Genomic DNA, 13,147 nt, shown 5'->3' on the forward strand with positions numbered 1-13,147 from the left:
AAAAAGCGAGAGAGCACGGCGTGCGCACTCCCCCGCTAGAACTTACCCAGCTATTACTGAAGCAGTTTCAGTACAGCGGATGGCAGTTGGTTGGCCTGGGCCAGAATTGCGGTGGAAGCTTGTTGCAGAGTTTGTTGCTTGGTCAGCTGAGCAGTTTCAGCAGCGAAGTCGGTGTCTTGTACGCGACCACGAGCAGCTTCAGCGTTTTCGTTGATGTTTTGCAGGTTGGAAATGGTGCTGGACAGACGGTTTTGTGAAGCACCGAGGTCAGCACGGGCGGTGTTGATGGTCTGCAGAGCGGCGTCGATACGGGTCAGAGCAGCGGAGAACGAAGCTTGAGCGGTAGCCGAGTTGTTACCAGTGATCTGGGTGGTAGCCGAGTCAACCGACAGGGTCGCTGCGCCGAAGCCGGAAGCCAGGGTCAGAGTGATCTGGTTAGCCGAACCGGTGTTGGAACCAACCTGGAAGGTCATGGTACCAGCAGTACCGTCGATCAGGTTCTTGCCGTTCAGGTTGGTGGAGTTGGCGATACGCGTCAGCTCGTCCGACATTGCGGCGAATTCTTTGTTCAGAGCAACACGGTCTTGAGTACCGTTCGAATCGTTTCGAGCTTGAATGGCCAGTTCACGCATACGCTGCAGAATGTTGGTCGATTCCTGCAGTGCGCCTTCAGCGGTCTGAGCGATCGAGATACCGTCGTTGGCGTTTTTGATCGCCATGTTCTGACCACGGATCTGCGCGGTCATACGGGTAGTGATCTGCAGGCCGGCGGCGTCGTCTTTAGCGCTGTTGATTTTCAGGCCGGAAGACAGGCGAGTCATCGAAGTCGACAGTGCGTCGGAAGAGCGGTTCAGGTTCTTCTGAACGCTCAACGATGTGACGTTGGTGTTTACGGTTAAAGCCATGACGAATTCCTCGTTGGTTGGGTACTGCGGCTTCCGGCCCTGGCAACCGCCGGGTATGGCCTAGAGAACCTTCGTAATAGTTATCGTCGGTAATGCAACTTGCTTTAGGGGATTTTCAAAAATATTTGCCATCACGTTGCCACCCCCCGCAAAACAACGGCTTGCGACAGTTCAGCAGCAAAAAAAATGACGTCAGAGAAGTGCCGGTGACAGGTTGGCGAGGACTCGCCCGCACCGGCAGAAGGGAAACTGCTTAAAGGGACAGGTTGTCGGTCAGCAGCTGGACCAGTTCATATTCCAGATAATCCGCCAGCGCGAGCCAGTTCTGCGCCTCCTGACACGCGAACATTTCGCCGAGCAGAAATGCCCATTGCTGTTGAGATTCCTGCGGCGTCGAATCCAGCCTCGGGTGTATCTCACCGATCAGCTCGATCATCGCCAGTCCGGCTTCTACATCCCGCCCCAGACGGAATAGTGCCGCGCATTGCTGCGCGTCGACGACGAAGGACTCAAACCCGCTCATGACGCAAACTCCGGATGAAAAACGGTGCCGGCAATCATCGCCCCTGCCCGACTGCTGTTATAGAAGCGCACCTGAGGATGGCCGGCGATATAACGCTCCAGCTCACACAGGTAGCTGCGGAAGTTGAGCTGGGTTTTGATCCGTTGGCCATGACCATCGAGCACCCAGTGTTTGGCTGCCCCCAGTTGCGGCCCCAGATCGCCATCGTTCCAGCCTGCGTGAGTCTTGTTGCTGGGGAAAGCAAAGTCGGCGCCGAACAGCGTGATCTGCGCCGCGCCCATTTTTACCGCCAGGTCCGCCGCCGGATGAATCACGCTGCCGCCGACATACAGCTCGCCCTTGGGTAATTGCGCACGCAACTGCTGGTAGATCGGGCTGGCGGAGTAACCGGCATATCGCGGCCCCTGCCAAGCTTCGAGTACCAGAGGATCGAGCATCGGCATGTACACCAGCGTGATGTCGGTCGTGTCTTCAGGCGGCAGGTGCCGGGCCGAGATCCGCTGGTCAATGCTGACCACCATGTCGGGGCGGATGCCGTGCGTGAGCAACGGGCGATAGGCCGTATCGACGCAGATGAACAACGGCCGCTCAGCTTGATTGCGAATCGCGCGCAAGGTGTCGAAATGCTGTTCCAGGCTTGGGCCGGTGGCGATGACAAACACCTCCTGACCGGGGCGGGAACCGAACAACTCGGCCACGTCATGATCGGACTGCACCAGAGAAAGACTGGCTTGCAAGCACTCGATAATCTCGGGCGACTGCGGGTCGAACTCGCGATTATTGAAGGTCAGGTGAGTTTCGCTGATCAAGCGATCGCGGATCTTCGCATTGAAGTCATCGGCCAGTACCAGCTCGGACGGCAACGCGAAGAACGGCAGCTGGATTTCCGCCAGATCGCCGGCATACAACAGCTCGACTCGCGGATCGCTGAGCCACTGCTGTTGATCGAGCAGTTGCAGCACCAGCGCAAACACCGCACCGTTGAGGATGTGTACGTATAAACGCTCAAGCCCGGCGCGCTGCAGTAGCTCTATCTGCAGATCGCCAAGCCCGGTGCCGTAGACATGCACCACCGGACTGTCGATGGGCAGGCTGTCGGCCTGAAGTCTGGCCTCGCGGGTGCGGTCGTGCCGACTGGTCAGCTGGATGCCGTTGATGCTCAACGTCGAGCCCAGGCCTTCGACCAGATCGGCCTGCAACAGGCTCGCATCCTCAACCAGCAAGCGCGCAGACAGCAGCGGCCAGCGGCGCTGTATGACCTCGGCGTTGCGCTCAAGGAACTCGCTCATGGAGCCTCGCTTTCATTCGGGCAAAAAAATAGCGTTCAAGGTTACACCTTGAACGCTTTTTTTTGCCTGGCTTTCTTTGACTAAAGAGCCGAGATTCAGGGGCGATAGATGATCGCCGAACCCCACGACAATCCAACACCGAAACCACTCAGCGCAACGCGCTTCCACTTCGAATCCAGCACGTGTTTTTCCAGCAGCAACGGAATGCTCGACGACACGGTATTACCGGTCTCGACCATGTCCTTGATGAACTTCTCAGGCTCGCCCTCGAAACGCCGCGCAACCGCATCGACAATCGCCGCACTGCCCTGGTGAATGCAGAATGCATCGATATCGTCAGCCGTCAGCCCCGAGTCAGCGAGCAACTCATGCAAATGCGCTGGCACTTTGAGCAGCGCGAAGTTGAAGACCTGACGGCCGTTCATGAAGAACACCCCGTCGGAAACCTTCAGGTGCGGTGCGCCGGAACCGTCGGTGCCGAACTTGGCCTTGCCCAACTGCCATGGCGCATCTTCGCCCATCCAGGTGGCAGTGGCGGCATCGCCGAAGAGCATGGTGGTGTTGCGGTCTTCCGGGTCGACGATCTTGGAATACGGGTCGGCGGTCACCAGCAGGCCATTCTTCAGGCCCGCGGCTTCCATGAAACCCTTGATGGCGTAGATGCCGTAGACGTAACCGGAGCAGCCCAGGGAAATATCGAACGCAGCCACGGTCGTCGGCAGGCCCAGTTTGTCCTGAACAATGGCGGCGGTGTGCGGCAGACCTTCTTCGTCACCATTCTGGGTAACGACGATCAACACGTCGATGGCTTCACGCTTCAACTCGGGATTGTTGGCGAACAGCGCGTTGACTGCTTCGACACACAGGTCCGAGGTTTCCTGACCGGCATCTTTGCGCGGCAGGAAGGCCGAACCGATCTTGCCCAGGATGAACTCTTCATCCTTTTCGAATTTTGCACCTTGTGCGTAATTGTCCACGCCGGCTACAGGAACGTAGCTCGCAATGCTCTTTATGCCAATCATTACGGCTTCCCAATAATAAACAGCCCAATACCACCGCTCGCAAGGAATCGAGGGGCGCCGACAAACAACAAATAACGTCGCCCTCAAGGGGGCGACAGCAGGAAGAATTAAAGGCCATCACTGGGCTAAAAACAGTCCAGGCGCCATCTCCCCTTTTTATACAATACAGTGAAGATGCCCGTTATGACTCGCAGGTCACTCTATTTTGCCGAATCAGACCCACAACAGGTTATTCGACCAGCGACCAGTCCAACGGCGTTCCGCGCTTGATGGCCTGTCGGGCGCGGCGGCCCAGAAGGGTTTCAGCGTGTTTGGGGGCGAGCCCCAAGCCAGGCCGGATGGCCCGCAGATTGGCGGCGGTGAAAGGCTCACCGGCGGCCATGTCCTGAGTTACATACAGCGAACGGCGGTATACCAGAGACTTGCGCTCGGCTTCGGTCACGCCGTATTGCACCTGGCCCATCGCCTGCCAAGCGCGTTCGGTTTCGATCACCAGGCTCGCGAGTTCGGCTGGTTCCAGGGAAAAACTGGCGTCCACCCCACCAGCGGCACGATCGAGGGTGAAGTGTTTTTCCACCACCGTTGCCCCCAGCGCTACTGCAGCGACGGACACTCCGACCCCCATCGAATGATCGGACAAACCGACTTCACAGCCAAATAACTCGCGCAGATGAGGAATCGTGCGCACATTACTGTTGGCTGGCGTCGCCGGGTAGGTGCTGGTGCACTTGAGCAACACCAGATCCTTGCAACCGGCCTCACGGGCGGCGCGCACAGTTTCATCGAGCTCGGCGATGCTGGCCATGCCGGTGGAGATGATCAGCGGCTTGCCGGTGGCAGCGACCCGCCGGATCAACGGCAGATCGGTGTTCTCGAAACTGGCGATCTTGTAGGCCGGCACGTCCAGGCTTTCGAGGAAGTCCACCGCGGTGTCATCGAACGGCGTGGAGAACGCCAGCATGCCCAGTTCTTTGGCCCGGGCGAAGATCGGCGCGTGCCATTCCCACGGCGTATGGGCCTTCTCGTACAGCGCGTACAGCGAAGAACCGGCCCACAGGCTGTTGGGGTCCTTGATGAAGAACTCGCCTTCGGACAGGTCCAGCGTCATGGTCTCGGCGGTATAGGTTTGCAGCTTCAAGGCATGCGCGCCGGCCTTGGCCGCGGCTTCGACGATTTGCAGCGCCACGTCCAGCGACTGGTTATGGTTGCCGCTCATCTCGGCAATGATGAACGGCGGCGCATCGGCACCGATCGAGCGGTTGCCGATCTTGAAACTGGTCATGGGTGATCCTTTAAAACGCGTGTGAACGCACAAGCACTCTGAGTGAAACCTGCCTCGCGGAAAACTTTCAGCGACGCTTGGTTGGCCGGCAGCACCTGAGCGGTGATGGCTTGCAGTGACGGCCAGTAAGCGGTGACAAAGACTTCGCCCCGCGCCAGCAACGCCCTGCCCCAACCCAAACCGATTCGGCTTTCGAACAAATAAATCGAGACTTCGGCACGAGCATCGTCGAGGTCATAACGCAGCACACCGACCGGGCCATCATCCGCCTCGGCGATCAACAGCAACCGCCGCGGGTTGCTCAGGCTCGCGGCCAACCAGGCCTGATGCCGTTGCCAGTCGATGACGTGGGTGTCCAGCGACCAGCGCCGTACCGCCTCGGCATTGCGCCCGTCGAACAACAATTGCGCATCATCCTGAGTGGCCTGACGAACCTGCAACACCGCCCCCGCCAGCGCTGCCGCCACCCGCTGCGCCCCACGGCCATCGACCAACTGCCGCGAGCGTTCGGCCAGACTCTGACGAATCCCCTGATTGCCCACGACAAAACCGATGGTCTGATGCAACTGCTCGACGCTGACCCGCTCGCGGTTGCCCAGGAACACATGAGCCCCCGAGGTCGCCATCACCTCGCCGTTGGCCTGCTGATTATTCGAGACCGCAATGCAGATCGTCGGCAGCCCTATGGCCGCTCGCTCCCAGCTGGTACCGCCACCGGCACCGATAAACAGGTCGGCCTCGGTCATCAGCTGGTAGAAATCGCTGACAAAACTGTGCAGGCGCCAGTTCGGGCGATAGTCCACCAGACTCTGCATCTGCTCCCAGGCCGGGTTATCGGCACCGGCCACGAAATCGACTTCCAGCTCATGGAGGTCCGCCAGCGCCAACATCGCGTGATGGGTCTGCATGGCCGCATCGAAACCGCCGAAGTTCACCAGCACTCGCCTGGCTCGAGGTTTGATCTCGATTGCCGGGCAACAGAACTCATCGCGCAGCAGGGCAAACCGTGGGCCCAGCAGGGTCTGGCAATCGGGCGTCAGCAGTGAGGCATAAGCCTCTGGCGTGCCCGACAGATTTTGATTGAGCAGCAGATCGACGCTGTATTGCCGAGTGGCCAAATCGTCCACCGCCGCGATTCGTGGAGCCCAACGGCGCGCGGCGGTCTGCCAGTGATGATCGAGGCCATAGTGGTCGACGATGATCCAGTCGAAAGCCGGATGACTTTCCAATGCTTGTCCCAGCGCAGCAATGTCCGCCTGCCACGGCAGCATCGACTCGATGGCCTGCTGCGGGTCTTCATCGGGATAGCGCTCCGGCAGCGCGAAAGTCTCGAAATCCTCAGACTGCAGACTGTCCAACCGATGCCCCGGCAACTGACGACAAGCGAAGGCAACATGCGCGCCCCGCTTGCGCAACACCCTGGCCAGGGTCAGACAGCGGGCGATATGGCCACTGCCGATAGTCGGCGATGCATCAGCGCGGATCAGTACCCTCATTGCAGCTCACCCCCAGCCTTCAAGGCGGAATAGAGATATTCGGCACGCGTCCAGTCTTCAAGCGTGTCGATATCCTGCACCAGATGCCGCGGCAGAATCACCGGCAGGCTTGCCGGCGAGAACAACACATCGCCACGCAACCAGGCCTCGCTACGCCCCCAATAGAACTGGCCGGCATCTTGAAAAGCTTCGGGCAAGTCCTGGGAACGGGTCTCGCGAAATTCCGGGTAGAGCGAGGTCAAGGCACCCTGCTCGTCCAGGGTCAAGGCCCGTTGTACCGGGAAGCCAAAACCGGCGACTGAAAACGCGAAAGACTTGTCCGGGTGCTGCACGAGCAACTCATGTCCCTGACGCAGATAACGCGCCTGCAACAGGGGCGCCGTCGCGTAAACGCAGCACGCATAGTCGAACGGTGGCAATTGCTTCAAGGCATGCACGATCACCGCTGCGGTCCCGGTGAAATCGTCGGCAAGCGCTACGGGCCGCATGAACGGCACTTGAGCCCCATGGGCCCGTGCGACCTCGGCGATCTCTTCATCGTCGGTGCTGACAATCACCTGGTCGAACAGATTCGACTCCAGCGCCGTGCGAATCGAACGGACAATCATCGGCACGCCGTCGAACGGCTTGAGGTTCTTGCGCGGGATTCGCTTGCTGCCACCACGGGCCGGGATGATCGCAACACTGCTCAAGAGTCACTACTCCTCAAGTCACTACGCCTCAAGGATCAGTCGTCGCAATTGCTCGACCACATAATCCTGTTGTTGATCACTCAGCAGAGGAAACAGCGGCAGGCTGATGGCCTCGGCGTAATAACGTTCGGCCTGGGGAAAATCCCCCTCGGCAAAACCCAGGTCGCGATAGTACGGCTGCAAGTGCAGCGGAATATAGTGCAGGTTCACACCCACCCCGGCCGCTCGCAAGCCTTCAAACACCTGTCGATGGCTGAGGCTGATCCGCTCCGTCTGCAAGCGCACCACGTACAGATGCCACGCCGACTCGGCCTCCGGCTGCGCGCCGGGCAAGGTCAGCGGCAAGTACGCCAGCAACCGCTCATAACGCGCCGCCAGCTCGCGACGACGCTCGATGAAACCATCGAGCTTGTTCAGCTGCGACAGACCGAGGGCCGCTTGCAGGTCGGTGATGCGGTAATTAAAGCCCAGTTCCACTTGCTGGTAGTACCAGGGACCATGGCTGGGTTCGGTCATCTGCGCAGGGTCACGGGTCATGCCGTGGCTGCGCAGGCGCTGCAAGCGCTCGGCCAGTTCCGGGCGATTGGTCAGCACCATGCCGCCTTCGGCGCTGGTGATGATCTTCACCGGGTGAAAACTGAACACCGTCATCGCCGCGAATTCGCCGCAACCCACCGGACGCCCGGCGTAAGACGCACCGACCGCGTGAGAGGCATCCTCGATCACGGTGAAACCATAGCGCTCGGCCAGTTCGGCGATCATGCGCATATCGCAGCTCTGCCCGGAGAACGCCACCGCCACCAGCACTTTCGGTAGCTTGCCGTCGCGCTCGGCGATCTCAAGCTTAGACGCCAAAGTGTAGGCGTCGAGGTTCCAGGTCAGCGGATCGATATCGACAAAATCGACCTCGGCGCCGCAGTAGCGACCGCAGTTGGCAGAGGCCAGGAAAGTGTTCGGCGTAGTCCACAAGCGATCGCCCGGCTTGAGGCCCGCGGCGAGGCAGGCAATGTGTAACGCCGCCGTGGCATTGCACACCGCCACCGCGAAACCGGCCTGGCAACGCTCGGCCATGGCCTGTTCGAAACGCTCGATGGTCGGCCCTTGCGTCAGCCAGTCGGACTGCAACACGGCAACCACCGCATCGATGTCATCCTGATCGAGGCTTTGCCGACCGTAGGGAATCATGCCGACAGCTCTGCGTGCAGGTCAGCGATCTGGCCGACCGACAGGAAGTGCGGGTTGGTGTCGGAGCGGTACTCGAAATCTTCGCTCACCGGCCGGCCCTGCTCGCCCAGTTTGTCCACGGCAAAATCCACGTCGACGCTGGTGAAACGAATCGATGGCTGAATGGTGTAGTGATCATCGAACTCCAGGGTCATGCGCGCGTCGTCCAGCGGCACCATCAGCTCATGGAGTTTTTCCCCTGGACGAATACCGACGTTTTTGTGCGGCAAATGCTCAGCCATGCCCCGCGCCAGATCGACGACGCGAATCGACGGGATCTTCGGCACAAACACTTCACCGCCGTGCATGCGGGCAAAACTATCGAGCACAAATTTCACACCGTGATCGAGGGTGATCCAGAAACGCGTCATACGCTCATCGGTGATCGGCAGCTCTTTGGCGCCCTCGGCAATCAGTTTGCTGAAGAACGGCACCACCGACCCCCGCGAACCGGCGACGTTGCCGTAGCGCACCACGGCAAAGCGGGTCTGCTGTTCACCGGCAATGTTGTTGGCGGCCACAAACAGTTTGTCCGACAGCAGCTTGGTCGCGCCGTACAGGTTGATCGGGCTGGCGGCCTTGTCGGTAGACAGCGCGACGACTTTTTTCACGCCGTTGTCGATGGCAGCGGCGATGATGTTTTCCGCGCCGTTGACGTTGGTACGAATGCATTCAGTGGGGTTGTATTCCGCCGCCGGCACTTGTTTCAGGGCCGCGGCATGCACCACGTAATCGATACCGCGCATGGCCTGACGCAAACGGTCGGCATCGCGCACATCACCGATGAAGTAACGCATGCACGGCGCGTTGAACGTCTGCTGCATCTCGTACTGCTTGAGCTCATCACGGGAAAACACCACCACCCGCTTGGGCTGGTACTGCTCCAGCAGCCGGCGGATGAAATTGCGCCCGAACGAGCCGGTGCCGCCGGAGATGAAAATCGATTGACCGTTGAACATGCCTTGAGTCCTTTTACCTGTCAGCCAGGCTTATGCGAGCAACTGCGCCCAGTTCACACTGGAGGCGTCGCCGAGGGTAAAGCCCTTGCCGGTCAAGGCCAGGTTCTGGTTGTAGGCCGAATCGTGCGCGAAGCGCGCTTGCCACTTGTCTTGCAAGGCCGCGGCGGTCTGAGGCGCGTCAGGCAACAGGCCCGGGTGCAGCAGCTGCGCCTGAGGGCACCAGACAATCAGGTAGCCAGCATCGGCGGCTTTCAGGCACAGATCGATATCGCCGAAAGCTTCGTCGAAGTGCTCTTCGTCCAGACCGCCGACCGCTTCATAAAGGTCCTTGCGAACCATCATGCAAGCCCCGGACACCGCCGAGTAGTTCTGCTCGACCTGGTGACCGTTCATATAGCCTTTGGCATCCTTGCGCTCATCGATAAACACCGAACCCACCACACCATTAAAGCCCAGTACCAGGCCGGCTTGCGTGGTGACGCCACGAATGTCCATCAGCTTGGCGCCAACAATCCCGACTTCCGGACGCTGGGCCTGATTGAGCAAACTGTCGAGCCAGTTGGAGTTGACCACCACGGCGTCAGCCGACATCAGCACCACATAGGCACCCTTGGCTTCGCGCACGGCAAAGTTATGCAGCGCCGAGGCGCTCAGACGCTTGCCGGAGCGCAAGACGCGCAGGCGATCGCCCTTACCTTCCAGGCTGGTCAGCCAGGTCGCCAGTTCTTCGGATTGGCTGTGGTTATCGGCAATCAGAATTTCATGCTGCTGATAACGGGTGCGTTGCAACACGCTGACCACGGCGCTTTGCAGCGTCTCTAGATTGTCCTCGCTGCACAGGATGATCGACACCTTCGGCCGTTCGGCGTGCTGGTAGTCGATCTGCCAGGTTTGCGGCAGCTCGGAGCTGACCTGACCGCGATAACCGCGCTCCCTGAGGTGACGGGTCAAGGTCTGACGTTCGTGAGGATTTTCCTCGGCGGATGGCGCGTTGCAGATCAGCAGTGGCTCGGCCAGATGCGCCAGGCCACCCAGCCCGCCGTTTTCGATCAGGCGCAGCAGCAAGTCGAATTCCAGTGCAGATGCGTATTCAGTCGAGTAGCCACCGGCGTCAGCCAGAACGTCACGCTGAATCAGCCAGTGCCGGGCCATCAGCGACGGTACGGTTTGCAGCAGATCAAGGTTGACGCCCGGACGGAACACATCGCTCAGGGAACCGTTTTCCTGACGCTGGATTTCGTCCATGGCCACGGCGCGTACGCCTTCAGCGCCCATCAACTCGAGGCTGGCGCGCAGCAGGCCGCTGGCGGTGAACTGATCACCGGCCTCGGCCAGTACCAGCCAGTCGGCGGTAGACTGTGCGACACTCTGGTTGATGCGTTCGACGTAATTGGTCGCGGTCACTTTGACAAAATGCACGGTGTCACGCGGCGAAGTGGTTGCCGGCAAATCACCCGTGGTGAACACCACCAGTTTGAAGGCCTTGCAGTGGCCACTGACCAGGCTGTCAAAGGTGCTCTGCAACTTGACCATGTCGGCGTCCAGGTCCAGCAACATGATCCCGAATTGCGGACCGCCGTTGTGTTTGGCCAAGTGCGCCGCAATCGACTTGAGTTGTTTTGCATCAGGGCTGCGCGCATCCAGCCAGTCCAGCAGGCGCCCGGACGGCATGTTCTGGAACAGTGACTGTTCGTCCTGTGCCGGCACCGACGCCAGGCGTTCGGCCCAGGCTTGCAGCTTGAGGCCTTCTTCCTCGTCTTCGGTGCCTTTCAACGACGCGGTCAGACGTGCCATGACGGTGCGGTTGAACGCATAGAGGCTCAGGGCTTCCCACAATCGGCTACGCAGGGTGCGCTCGTTGTCGTTGGGATGAACGCGCATCAGCTCATGCTGCTTGAGCAAAATGCCTTCCAGTTCCTGCAATTGCAATTTACCGGCGGGCATGGTGTGCAGAAGGAATTCGAATTCGGTCAGCAGATCGAACACCGGCTGGTTGTAGAACGGCATTTCGACAAACTGCTCGGTATTAAACGTACGCACCGGCTCTTTGCCGGCCTCCAGCCAGGCCGAGGTGAAAATCAGCGTCCCCTTCAGCGAACGCATGTTATTCAAGCAGTCGGCCATGGTGGCGAAACTGTCCAGTGCAACCTGCTTGCCCTCGGCCAGCGTCTTGTGGCTCATACCGGTGGGCAACGAGGCCAGAAACTCGGCAAAGTGCTCGCGGTCGGCAACGGTTTTCGCGTCCTTGAGCGTCAACACCGTCAGGACGTTGGTGTTGTGCTCCGAGGCACCGTAGGGGATTTCCCGCACGGCGAACGGGATCGGCAAAACCCGCGCCTTGGCGCGTGCGAGCATGTAATAGGCATGCCCGATTTCCTGCCACTCGAAGCTGGTGCCCGGCAGCAGCGCGTTGTGCCAGTCTTGCAGCAACGCCGTGCGGCTGACCGCATAGAACGGCGGCAGGAAGTGCCCCATGAATTGCATCAGGCGATCCTCGGCCTGATCCGAGCAATAATCTTCCGGTCCCTTGCGATCGCGACGGAAGTAGTTCACTTCCGTGGCGCGTGCCAGGTACATGATTCCGTAGCCGTGGCACATGCCGTAATCGGCGTTGTCTTCGAGAAACTCCAGCGACTCGGTGACCGCATCGTGCAGCAGGAAATCGTCATCGGCCGCCAACACCATGTACGGCGTGGTCACCTGATTCACACCATAGGCGAGTTTTTCCTGCAAACCGGTGTAGGTGAATTGCGGCAGGTGCCGGTAATCGACCATCGGGTAATCACGGGTAATGTTCTCGTCGCTCTGCAGCGAAGAGTCCAGAACCAGAATCGTGCAGGGATAGCTGCTGTAATACTGCAAGGTGCGCCGCAGATAGGCGTTGCGATTGTGGGAGATCACCACCACCGTTAACCGTTCATTCAGCGGTGCCATATCGTTTCGAGCAGTGTTTTGAACGTGCATATTTCTATCCCCACAACCGGCCAAGCGCCGAGAACACAGATTCAATAATGATTAACGAACGCGACGCAGATAACCGTCCGGCGCCACGGTGATCAGCAACTTGTTCTGCAACTGACGGTCGATTTCGAAGTCAGCGTTTTCTTCCAGGTATTTCCACACGGCGGTCTTCGGGTTGTCGCCCGGGCCCCATGGACGGTCCGGGAAGAAATCGGCCGGCATGTCTTCGACCACGGTGTCCATGACCACGCAGTAGCTGCCCACCGAAACCAGTGGCGCGTACAGGCGCAGCTCTTCCAGCACGTGGTCGTGGGTGTGGTTGGAGTCGAGTACCAGAATGACCTTCTTGCCTTCGGCCGCGGCACGCACTTGCTCGGCGATGGCCGCGTCGATGCTCGAACCTTCAATCATTTTGATGCGCTTGCTCATCGGGTGGCTTTCGATGGCGTCGCGGTTGTGCGGGCGAATGTCGAGGTCGATACCCAGCACTTCACCGTGGCCTTGCAGCTCCAGCAAAGAAGCGTAGTAGATGATCGAACCACCGTGGGCGATGCCGCATTCGATCACCAGGTCCGGTTTGACCTGCCAGATGATTTCCTGCATCGCCATCATGTCTTGCGGCAACTGGATGATCGGACGGCCCATCCACGAGAAGTGGTAGCTGTACTTGTGCCTGGCCGATTGGTTGAAAAAATCCTGGGCCAGACCGGTGAGTTTCTGGTCGTCGCCCTGACGCGCGATTTCTGCCTGGCATTCGGCTTCGAAGGCTTTATTGATGGTGTTGTCGGTCATTT

General features: G+C 59.6%; 11 protein-coding genes. All 11 read right to left on the bottom strand.

Annotated features, from left to right (window positions below; all coding sequences use genetic code 11):
* Positions 1 to 53 precede the first annotated feature (53 nt).
* The 11 genes from JFU11_RS02005 to JFU11_RS02055 all read right to left on the bottom strand — a co-directional run bounded on the left by JFU11_RS02005 (position 54) and on the right by JFU11_RS02055 (position 13,145).
* Positions 54 to 905, bottom strand: coding sequence for a flagellin domain-containing protein (locus JFU11_RS02005; RefSeq protein WP_201059572.1), 852 nt, complete (start codon positions 903 to 905; stop codon positions 54 to 56).
* Between the two features lie 253 nt (positions 906 to 1,158).
* A complete protein-coding gene (locus JFU11_RS02010; RefSeq protein WP_201059574.1) occupies positions 1,159 to 1,428 on the bottom strand; it encodes a hypothetical protein in 270 nt (89 codons plus the stop codon).
* Positions 1,425 to 2,717 carry a 6-hydroxymethylpterin diphosphokinase MptE-like protein gene (locus tag JFU11_RS02015; protein WP_201059576.1) on the bottom strand — a complete coding sequence of 431 codons (1,293 nt, stop codon included), beginning with the start codon at positions 2,715 to 2,717 and terminating at the stop codon, positions 1,425 to 1,427. The genes JFU11_RS02010 and JFU11_RS02015 overlap by 4 nt, the downstream gene beginning before the upstream one ends.
* Positions 2,718 to 2,812: 95 nt before the next feature.
* Positions 2,813 to 3,739: a ketoacyl-ACP synthase III gene (locus JFU11_RS02020; RefSeq protein ID WP_007894181.1), complete on the bottom strand. Its 927-nt coding sequence runs from the start codon at positions 3,737 to 3,739 to the stop codon at positions 2,813 to 2,815.
* Between the two features lie 229 nt (positions 3,740 to 3,968).
* The gene (gene pseI, locus JFU11_RS02025) at positions 3,969 to 5,021 is read right to left on the bottom strand and encodes a pseudaminic acid synthase (protein ID WP_201059577.1); all 1,053 of its coding nucleotides are present in this window, start codon (positions 5,019 to 5,021) and stop codon (positions 3,969 to 3,971) included.
* On the bottom strand, positions 5,018 to 6,517 hold the full coding sequence (gene pseG, locus JFU11_RS02030) for a UDP-2,4-diacetamido-2,4,6-trideoxy-beta-L-altropyranose hydrolase (RefSeq protein ID WP_201059579.1): 1,500 nt from the start codon (positions 6,515 to 6,517) through the stop codon (positions 5,018 to 5,020). Before pseG ends, pseI begins: the two co-directional genes overlap by 4 nt.
* Positions 6,514 to 7,209: a pseudaminic acid cytidylyltransferase gene (pseF, locus tag JFU11_RS02035; protein ID WP_123720683.1), complete on the bottom strand. Its 696-nt coding sequence runs from the start codon at positions 7,207 to 7,209 to the stop codon at positions 6,514 to 6,516. The genes pseG and pseF overlap by 4 nt, the downstream gene beginning before the upstream one ends.
* A gap of 21 nt (positions 7,210 to 7,230) precedes the next feature.
* Positions 7,231 to 8,394, bottom strand: a complete 1,164-nt coding sequence (gene pseC / locus JFU11_RS02040) for a UDP-4-amino-4,6-dideoxy-N-acetyl-beta-L-altrosamine transaminase (RefSeq protein ID WP_201059581.1) — start codon at positions 8,392 to 8,394, stop codon at positions 7,231 to 7,233.
* Positions 8,391 to 9,392 carry a UDP-N-acetylglucosamine 4,6-dehydratase (inverting) gene (gene pseB / locus JFU11_RS02045; protein ID WP_201059583.1) on the bottom strand — a complete coding sequence of 334 codons (1,002 nt, stop codon included), beginning with the start codon at positions 9,390 to 9,392 and terminating at the stop codon, positions 8,391 to 8,393. Before pseB ends, pseC begins: the two co-directional genes overlap by 4 nt.
* A gap of 30 nt (positions 9,393 to 9,422) precedes the next feature.
* Positions 9,423 to 12,356 carry a TIGR00180 family glycosyltransferase gene (locus JFU11_RS02050; RefSeq protein WP_201121217.1) on the bottom strand — a complete coding sequence of 978 codons (2,934 nt, stop codon included), beginning with the start codon at positions 12,354 to 12,356 and terminating at the stop codon, positions 9,423 to 9,425.
* A 51-nt stretch (positions 12,357 to 12,407) separates the two neighbouring features.
* Positions 12,408 to 13,145, bottom strand: coding sequence for a cephalosporin hydroxylase family protein (locus JFU11_RS02055; RefSeq protein WP_201059586.1), 738 nt, complete (start codon positions 13,143 to 13,145; stop codon positions 12,408 to 12,410).
* Between the last annotated feature and the right edge of the window lie 2 nt (positions 13,146 to 13,147).

The sequence above is a fragment of the Pseudomonas sp. TH37 genome, assembly GCF_016650735.1.
GTDB lineage: Bacteria > Pseudomonadota > Gammaproteobacteria > Pseudomonadales > Pseudomonadaceae > Aquipseudomonas > Aquipseudomonas farris.

Bases quoted from the DNA above. Each gene is read 5' to 3' on its own strand.
- JFU11_RS02005 (WP_201059572.1), bottom strand. From the start codon at position 905: ATGGCTTTAACCGTAAACACCAACGTCACATCGTTGAGCGTTCAGAAG.
- JFU11_RS02055 (WP_201059586.1), bottom strand. From the start codon at position 13,145: ATGACCGACAACACCATCAATAAAGCCTTCGAAGCCGAATGCCAGGCA.
- pseB (WP_201059583.1), bottom strand. From the start codon at position 9,392: ATGTTCAACGGTCAATCGATTTTCATCTCCGGCGGCACCGGCTCGTTC.
- JFU11_RS02010 (WP_201059574.1), bottom strand. From the start codon at position 1,428: ATGAGCGGGTTTGAGTCCTTCGTCGTCGACGCGCAGCAATGCGCGGCA.
- JFU11_RS02050 (WP_201121217.1), bottom strand. From the start codon at position 12,356: ATGCACGTTCAAAACACTGCTCGAAACGATATGGCACCGCTGAATGAA.
- JFU11_RS02015 (WP_201059576.1), bottom strand. From the start codon at position 2,717: ATGAGCGAGTTCCTTGAGCGCAACGCCGAGGTCATACAGCGCCGCTGG.
- JFU11_RS02020 (WP_007894181.1), bottom strand. From the start codon at position 3,739: ATGATTGGCATAAAGAGCATTGCGAGCTACGTTCCTGTAGCCGGCGTG.
- pseC (WP_201059581.1), bottom strand. From the start codon at position 8,394: ATGATTCCCTACGGTCGGCAAAGCCTCGATCAGGATGACATCGATGCG.
- pseI (WP_201059577.1), bottom strand. From the start codon at position 5,021: ATGACCAGTTTCAAGATCGGCAACCGCTCGATCGGTGCCGATGCGCCG.
- pseG (WP_201059579.1), bottom strand. From the start codon at position 6,517: ATGAGGGTACTGATCCGCGCTGATGCATCGCCGACTATCGGCAGTGGC.